Origin of the sequence: Streptomyces rishiriensis (assembly GCF_003112535.1) — a bacterium.
Lineage (GTDB): Bacteria > Actinomycetota > Actinomycetes > Streptomycetales > Streptomycetaceae > Streptomyces > Streptomyces rishiriensis.
The window spans coordinates 53,454-61,067 of the sequence record NZ_BEWA01000009.1; the positions used below are offsets into that span (position 1 = coordinate 53,454).

A 7,614-nucleotide genomic window follows, 5' to 3' on the forward strand; every position below is an offset into this window, starting at 1 on the left:
GACGCGGATCACGTGCTGAATTATTCTTGACTCGTCGAGATTTTGGAGTGATAGCGTCATGGCCATGCTGGAAAATGAAGGGATATCTTGATGGTGGGTATAGTGCCCGCCTTTCTGGAAATGGCTCGCACCTTTCCCGAAAAGTGCGCCATCGAATGCGACGGACGTGAGTCGACGTATGCGGAACTGGCCCACCGGGTCCGTGCGACGGCCCGCGAACTGGGGACCGCGCCCGGACCGGTGGGGGTCCTGACGGACCGCTCCGAAGCCACCGTCGTCGCCCTCCTGGGCATCCTGGCCGCGGGCGGCGTCTACGTCCCGGTCGACCCGTCCTTCCCCGCCGCACGGCGGCAGGCGCTCCTGGAGGCGGCCGGCTGCACCCGGGTGCTCGGACCGTCCGGCCTCGTCCCCGTGCCGACGACGGCGCCGGACACCGCAGCGGACGGGGCGCACCGCGCATCGCCGGCCCCGGAGGCGGGGGACCCGGAGGCGCCCGCGTACACGCTCTTCACCTCCGGGTCCACCGGGCGGCCCAAGCCCGTCCTCACCCCGAAGCGCGCCATCGCCGCCTCGGTCGCCTCGCTGCGCGACCTCTTCGCCCTCACCCCCGCGGACCGGGTCCTGCAGTTCGCCTCGCTCAACTGGGACACCTGCCTGGAGGAGATCCTCCCCGCCCTCACGACGGGCGCGACGCTCGTCTTCCACGAAGAGGCGTACACGGGGTCGATCCCCCGACTGCTCAGGGCCGTCGCCGCGACCCGTGTCACGCTGCTCGACCTGCCGACCGCCTTCTGGCACGAGCTCGTCCGCCACCTCGCCGAGAGCGACGAGCAACTGCCCGACTGCGTGCGGACGGTGGTCATCGGCGGCGAGGCCGTCAGCCCCGCCCGGCTCGCCGAGTGGCGGACCCGCGACACCGGTCGCGTCCGGCTGGTCAACACCTACGGGTGCACCGAGACCACGCTGATCACGCACGCGGTGGACCTGCACGGTCCCGGGGCGCCCGGACCGGGCGCCTGGTGGGGCGAGCACGGCGGCGTCCCCGTCGGCAGGCCGCTGCCGCACGTCACCGACGCCATCGGCCCGGACGGCGAACTCCTGGTCTCCGGGCCGGCGCTGGCGCTGGGCTACCGCGATCTGCCGGAGGTCACCGCCGAGCGCTTCGTGACCCGTCAGGGCCCCGACGGACCCGTGCGCTGGTTCCGCACCGGCGACCGCGTCGCCCGCCGGCCGGACGGTCACCTGGTCCACGAGGGCCGCCTCGACGCCGAGATCAAGGTACGGGGCATCCGTGTCGACCCCGGCGAGATCGAGGCCCATCTCACCGCCCACCCGGAGGTCGGCGTCGCGGTCGTCGTCGGCACCCGGGTCGAGGACCGCACGACCGTGACCGCGTACGTGGTGCCCCAGCGCGCCGACGCCGACGACGCCGCTCTCGCCCGGCAGGTCCTGCGCGACCTGCGCGCGAGCGTGCCCGGCCATCTCGTCCCGCACCGGGTGACCGTCGTCCCCGGACTCGTCCACACCGCCGGCGGAAAGATCGACCGGCTCGGCACCCACCGACGTCACTCACCCGCCGCCGCACCGTCCGCCCCCGCGGAACACCGGGGCGGCCTCACAGAACAGGACAACCGATGAGTCCCGACGACATGGTCGCCATCTTCCGCAGGGTTCTGGAGACCGACGGCGTCACGGCGGACACCGACTTCTTCGAGTCCGGCGGCGACTCGCTCATGGGCACCCGCGTCCTGAGCGCCGTCGCCCGCGCGCAGGGGGTGGAGCTGACCTTCGACGACCTCCTCGTGGCTCCCACGCCCGCGCTGCTCGCCGACCGTGTCGCGAGCGTGTCCCGATGAGCCCTTCCCCGACTGCGCCGACGAGCGTCCCGGCGCGCGTGGTCGTCGTGGGGGCGGGGCTCGCGGGCCTCACCGCCGCCACCGACCTCGCCGGCCGCGGCGTCGACGTCCAGGTCCTCGAAGCCCGCGACCGGGTGGGCGGCAGGACGCACGGCATCGAGGTCGCCCCCGGCGACTGGGCCGACGCCGGCGCCGCCTACCTGGGCGAGCGGCACACCGAACTGCTCGCGCTGATGGCCCGCTCCGGCCTCAAGACCGTGCCCACCGTCATGGAGGGGGACAGCCGCTTCGACGTCTCCGGCGCCGCCCGGGCGGACAGCGTTCCCGGGCGCTTCCCTCCGCTGAGCGGCGTGGCGCTGGGCGAGCTGTTCGACCTGCTGGACGAGGTCACGCGCTCCGTGCGCACCGACGCCCCCTGGCTCACCCCGGACGCCGGGCGCCTCGACGCCATGACGGCCGCCGAGTGGGCGGACGCCCATCTGCGTCACCCCGACAGCCGGCTGTTCTTCCCGCTGTTCCTCGGCGAGATGATGGCCGCCGCCCCCGCCGACGTGTCCGTCCTGCACATGGCCTTCTACCTGCGCTCCGGTGGCGGCCTGCGCTACCTCAACGCCTTCGCCGGAGGCGCTCAGGAGTGGCGGATCGACGGCGGCGCGCACCGGCTGAGCGAGGCTCTCCGCGCCGGACTCGGCGACCGGGTGCGCCTGTCCGAGCCGGTCACCGCGGTGGAACAGGACGACACCGGCGTCACGGTGCGCTCGGCGGGCGGCGTCACCCGCGCCGACGCGGTGATCGTCGCGCTGCCCCCGGTCCTCGCCGACGGGATCGACTTCTCGCCCGGACTGCCCGCCCCGCGCTCGGGAGAGCGGACCGGGCCCGGCTGCGCGGTCAAGGTCCACCTGGTCCACCCGTCGCCGCTCTGGCGCCGACAGGGCCTGTCCGGCTGGTCGGTGAGCGCCGAGGGCCCGCTGCTGTCCACGGTCGACGACTCGCCCGCCGACGGCGGCGCGGGGATCCTGACCGGCTTCGTCACCGGCGAGGAGGCCCGCCGCTTCGCCGCGCTGCCCCTCGCCGAACAGCGGGCCGCCGCCGTCGCCCAGGCCGGCCGGCTCTTCCCCGACCTGCCCGAACCCATCGGCTTCCATGTGACCGACTGGGTCAACGACCCCTACAGCCGCGGCTGTTACGCCGCCCTGTTCGGCCCCGGCGACTGGTCGGCGCTCGGCCCCCGCCTGACCCGGCCGCACGGCCGCGTCCACTGGGCCGGCACCGAGACCAGCACCGAGTTCTTCGGACTCATGGAAGGCGCCGTCCGATCGGGCCACCGGGCCGCCGCGGAACTGGCCGCCCACCCGTAGCGGGCCGCCGCCGATGGGAGTCGTCCGCCCGTGGGAGTCGTCCGCCCATGGGAGCCGTCCGGCGCAACAGGGCCGGACGACCACCGGCCCGAGTCACGAGACCACCCCGACGTTCTCAGGAGAGCACCGTGACCACCAGCCCGATCGCCCCGCTCGCCGTCCGGCGGCAGTTCATGACCGACCCCTCCCTGGGGGCCGGCAACTTCCTGCACAAAGCGCTGGAGGCGAACCCGAACAACACCGTCCCGTACGCCTTCACCCACAGCACCGACCACCGGGGCCAGGTCGTGCTGCGCGGCCACAGCCTGCGCGACCTGGCAGCGCTGCGCGACCGGTACGCCCACTGGTACCTGGCCAACGGGGTCCGCAAGGGCGAGCCGGTCGCCATTCTCGTCGCCGAGGGCCTCGAACCGCTGCTGCACTTCCTGGCGCTCACCGCCCTCGGCGCGGTGCCGGCCCTCATCAACGCCGCCATGCCCGAGGTCACGGCCCTGCGCTACATCGACCACGTCGGCGCCGTGGGCCTGGTCGCCGACGACCCGACCCGGCTGGTCGCCGCGTACCGTGCCGACGCCAACCGCCGCCGGCCCCGCTTCGTCGTCCCGGCCGCCGAGATCAAGGCGTACGACCCGAGCGGCCCGCTGCCCGACGGATACCCCCACGAGCACGCGGACGACGAGATCGTGGCGCTCATCCACTCCTCCGGGACCACCGGCACCCCGAAGTCCACGATGCTCGGGCACCGTCAGTTCTGGGCCGGCAAGGAGCCCCGCATGGAGCGGTTCCCCGCCTCGCCCGACGACCGCCTGATGTCGCTGATGCCGCACACCCACGCCGGCGGACTCAGCTACTTCCTCACCGCCACCCTGCTCGGGCTGCCCACGGTCGTCATGGGCGACTGGCGGCGCGCCGTCGTGGAGCCGGTCATGGAGGCGTTCCGGCCGACGATGGTCGCCTCCTTCCCGCGCACGTTCGTCGAGCTCGCCACCGGAGAGCCGCCCACGCGGGCGGCCGCCAAGGTGCACAGCTGGTTCAACACCGGCGACGGCGCCCACTACGGCCACATCCGTCGCCTGGTGAAACTCGGCGAACGGCCCGCCGGGCTCATCAAGCCGTGGCTGCTGCCGCGCGACCACGCGAACGACGAGGCCGTCCCCGGCTCGCAGTTCATCGACGGACTGGGCTCCTCCGAGATGGGCATGGCCCTGTTCGGGCAGGTGACCACCCCCGAGTCGAAGCGCGACGACCGCTGCGTCGGCAAGCCCACCGAGGTCGTCACGGCCGCGGTCGTCCTCGACGCCGACGGCCGCGAGGCGCCCGTCGGCACGGTCGGCCTGCTGGCCGTGAAGACCCCCTCACGCACCCCGGGTTACTGGAACGACCCCGAGCTGACCCGCAGCTTCGAGGTCGACGGCTACTGGCTGACGGGCGACGTGGCGCGCCGGGACGAGGAGGGGAACTTCTACCACCTCGACCGGACCGTGGACGTCATCGACACCGCGGACGGCCCGGTCTACAGCCTGCCCGCGGAGGAGGTGCTGCTCGCCGACTGCGGGGACGTGGTCCAGGACTGCGCCGTCGTCGGCGTGCCGGCCGAGAACGGCACAGGACAGGTCCCGATCGCCGTCGTACGGCTGCAGCCGGGCGTCGCCGAGCCCTCCGCGACGGAGCTGTGCGCCCGGGCCAACAAGGAACTGGCCACCGTCGGTCTCGCGCCGCTGGCGGCCGTGATCATCGCCCGCGACCCGGCCGACTTCCCGACCGGCGTCACCGGCAAGGTCCTCAAGCGGGAGCTGCGCACCCGCTGGGCCACGCTCTTCACCGGCGCCGTACCCGCCCTGTCGATCAGGTAGGAATCCGATGGGAATCATGACGTCACAGGGACCGCACACCCTGCCCGTACCGCAGCCCTACGAGTACGAGCGCGTGATCCCGGTAGAACCCGACTGGCGCCGTCTGCCGGGCTGGAGCGAGGTCACCGACGCCCAGTGGCGTGACGCCCAGTGGCAGCGCGCGCACTGCGTGAAGACCGCCAGACAGCTGAAAGCGGTGATGGGCCCGCTGCTGGAGGACCGCTTCTACGACGATCTGGAGGCCGACCACAAGCGCTTCGCCACCATGTCGATGCTGCTGACCCCGCAGATGCTCAACACCATGGCGCCCGACGCGCCCACGCGGGCGGCGGCCTTCACGGACGCCTTCCTGACCGACCCGGTCCGCCGGTACATGCTGCCGGTCGCCTCCGACCGGGAACCGGAGTGGCCGAGCCACCCCTACGCCGAGCGGGACTCGCTCCACGAGGCGGAGATGTGGGTCGTCGAGGGACTCACCCACCGCTATCCGACCAAGGTCCTGGCGGAGTTGGTCTCCACCTGCCCGCAGTACTGCGGGCACTGCACCCGGATGGACCTGGTGGGCGGCTCGACCCCCCAGGTGGAGAAGCAGAAGCTGACCCTCAAGCCGGCCGACCGCCAGGACCAGATGATCGACTACCTCAAGCGCAACCCCGGCGTACGCGACGTCGTCGTCTCCGGCGGCGACGTGGCCAACGTGCCGTGGCCGCGGCTGGAGTCGTTCCTGATGCGGCTGCTCGACCTGGAGAGCGTCCGGGACGTCCGGCTGGCCACCAAGGCCCTCGCCGGGCTGCCCCAGCACTGGCTCCAGGGGACGGTCCTCGAAGGACTGGAACGCGTGGCGCGGACCGCGGCCCGGCGCTCCGTGAACCTGGCGGTGCACACCCACGTCAACCACGTCCAGTCCGTCACCCCGCTGGTGGCCGAGGCCGCGCGGGCCGCGCTGGACGCGGGCGTCCGCGACATCCGCAACCAGGGCGTCGTGATGCGCGGCGTCAACGACTCCCCGAAGGCCCTGCTGGACCTGTGCATGGTCCTGCAGGGCGAGGCGAACATCCTGCCGTACTACTTCTACATGTGCGACATGATCCCGAACGCCGAGCACTGGCGCATCGCGGTCTGGGAGGCGCAGGAACTCCAGCACGCCGTCATGGGCTATCTGCCCGGGTACGCGACGCCGCGGATCGTGTGCGACGTCCCGTACGTCGGCAAGCGCTGGGTCCACCAACTCGTCGACTACGACCGGGAACGCGGCGTCTCGCAGTGGACGAAGAACTACCGCACCGGAATCGAGCTGGACGACCCGGACGCGCTCGCACGCCGTCACCCGTTCTACGACCCCATCACCACGCTGCCCGAGGCGGGGCGGCGCTGGTGGCGGGAGAACGCACAGGAGAAGGGCTGATCATGACCGACCGGCACAGCGCCGCGGACCCGTCCGACGGCGGAATCCAGGAACTCGACCGCAGGGCCGTGCTGCGCAGCGCGGAGATCGTCGCGCGGATCCGCGACGACCAGTGGGACGCCCCCACCCCCTGCGGGAGCTGGTCCCTGCGCCGCCTGCTCGCCCATATGACTGCTCAGCACCTCGGTTTCGCCGCGGCCGCCGACGGCGGACCGGTCGACGAGGCCGTCTGGCGGGAGACGCCGCTCGCGGATCCCCTTCGGGCGTACGCCGACTCCGTCGACCGCGTCCTCGACGCGTTCGCCGCCGACGGCGTGCTCGAGCGGGCGTTCGTCCTGCCGTGGATCCACCCGACCATGCGGTTCGCCGCCCCGCGCGCGATCGGCTTCCACCTCGTGGACTACGTGGTGCACGGCTGGGACGTCGCGGTCTCCCTGGGCGTCCCGGCGGCCTACGACGACGACCTCGTCGCGGCCGCCGCCGAGGTGGCCGTCAAGGAGGTGCCGGTCGGGCCGTCACGGGAGCGCCCCGGCGCGGCGTTCGGGCCGCCGGTCGAGCCGGCCGGCGCGGCGAGCGCCGAGGACCGGCTGCTCGCCTCGCTGGGCCGGGACCCGCGATGGTCACCGAAGTGACGGGTCCTGCGGCCGCGCCTCGGGAGCCGGCCGGCTCCCGAGCGTGTGGCTGTGTCCCCGGAACTCGGCGACCGGCACTCCGTCCGCGCGGCGCACGGTGACGTCGTACAGGCCGCCGCGCCCGAAGCGGGTCCGCTCCACCGCCTCCGCGACCAGTTCGTCGTCCACCTCGGCCGGGCGCAGGAAGGTGATCTGCGCGCCCTGGGCCAGGGTCGTCGGGCCGTACGTGTTGCAGGCGAAGGCGAACGCCGCGTCGGCCAGCAGGAAGAGGAAGCCGCCGTGCCCTATGCCGTGGCCGTTCACCATGGCCTCCGTGACCCGCATGCCGACGGTCGCCCGCCCCGGCCCGGCGTCCAGCAGGGCGATGCCGAGCAGCTCGCAGGTGCGGTCCTTCGCGTACAGCTCCTCGGCCCGCCGCCGGGCCGCGAACTCCAGGTCGCTCTCCTCGCCGGTCCCCGTCATCGAATGACCCTCAATTCCCTTGATTTTCCATGAACTTGGCGCGCTGAT

At 73.0% G+C, this 7,614-nt stretch carries 7 protein-coding genes; 6 read left to right on the forward strand and 1 reads right to left on the reverse strand.

Features of this window, described 5'->3' with window-relative positions:
- Positions 1–90 precede the first annotated feature (90 nt).
- From Sri02f_RS16310 to Sri02f_RS16335, 6 genes are all read left to right on the forward strand, one after another.
- Positions 91–1,638, forward strand: a complete 1,548-nt coding sequence (locus Sri02f_RS16310) for an amino acid adenylation domain-containing protein (protein ID WP_109002034.1) — start codon at positions 91–93, stop codon at positions 1,636–1,638.
- Positions 1,635–1,856: a phosphopantetheine-binding protein gene (locus Sri02f_RS16315; protein WP_109002035.1), complete on the forward strand. Its 222-nt coding sequence runs from the start codon at positions 1,635–1,637 to the stop codon at positions 1,854–1,856. The genes Sri02f_RS16310 and Sri02f_RS16315 overlap by 4 nt, the downstream gene beginning before the upstream one ends.
- A complete protein-coding gene (locus Sri02f_RS16320; RefSeq protein ID WP_109002036.1) occupies positions 1,853–3,214 on the forward strand; it encodes a flavin monoamine oxidase family protein in 1,362 nt (453 codons plus the stop codon). The genes Sri02f_RS16315 and Sri02f_RS16320 overlap by 4 nt, the downstream gene beginning before the upstream one ends.
- 128 nt (positions 3,215–3,342) lie before the next feature.
- Complete coding sequence (locus Sri02f_RS16325) at positions 3,343–5,067, forward strand: class I adenylate-forming enzyme family protein (protein ID WP_159106714.1); 1,725 nt, start codon at positions 3,343–3,345, stop codon at positions 5,065–5,067.
- A gap of 16 nt (positions 5,068–5,083) precedes the next feature.
- A complete protein-coding gene (locus Sri02f_RS16330) occupies positions 5,084–6,472 on the forward strand; it encodes a KamA family radical SAM protein (RefSeq protein ID WP_109002243.1) in 1,389 nt (462 codons plus the stop codon).
- A gap of 2 nt (positions 6,473–6,474) precedes the next feature.
- Positions 6,475–7,104 carry a TIGR03086 family metal-binding protein gene (locus Sri02f_RS16335; RefSeq protein WP_109002038.1) on the forward strand — a complete coding sequence of 210 codons (630 nt, stop codon included), beginning with the start codon at positions 6,475–6,477 and terminating at the stop codon, positions 7,102–7,104.
- On the opposite strand, the gene paaI is transcribed toward Sri02f_RS16335, so the two are convergent.
- Positions 7,093–7,566, reverse strand: a complete 474-nt coding sequence (gene paaI, locus Sri02f_RS16340; protein WP_109002039.1) for a hydroxyphenylacetyl-CoA thioesterase PaaI — start codon at positions 7,564–7,566, stop codon at positions 7,093–7,095. The genes Sri02f_RS16335 and paaI overlap by 12 nt on opposite strands.
- Between the last annotated feature and the right edge of the window lie 48 nt (positions 7,567–7,614).